The organism is Streptomyces sp. P17 (genome assembly GCF_032436805.1).
Lineage (GTDB): Bacteria > Actinomycetota > Actinomycetes > Streptomycetales > Streptomycetaceae > Streptomyces.
Genome location: NZ_JAVRBF010000842.1, coordinates 1 through 271, shown reverse-complemented (window position 1 = coordinate 271; position 271 = coordinate 1). Strand labels below are relative to the sequence as shown.

General features: G+C 57.9%; 1 protein-coding gene. It reads left to right on the top strand.

The annotated features are described in order from the left end of the window. Positions 1-61 precede the first annotated feature (61 nt). The coding region (locus tag RMT89_RS43175) for a hypothetical protein (RefSeq protein ID WP_315889225.1) at positions 62-271 on the top strand (210 nt) is incomplete at its 3' end.

Below are 271 nucleotides of genomic sequence, written 5' to 3'. Positions count from 1 at the left end.
GCAGTTTCTCGGGCGTACTGGCGGTACCGTGGACGCCGTGTGTCGCCATTTGGTGCTGTATATGTTCAAGACCGTTCCGTTTGCTGAAAGTCCCAAGGACGCGGTGGACTTGCTGTTTCTGTTCAAACACTTGCCGCTCTGCGTGTTCTTCGATTACTGGTGCGGTGCAGAGCGAGAGCTGCAACGGCAAGCAGCTGAAGCTGGCGTCGAATTCGGCCCTCGCGCTGGAGGCTTGCTGTTGGAGTCGGACATGAAGTGGGCGCAAGCGGAA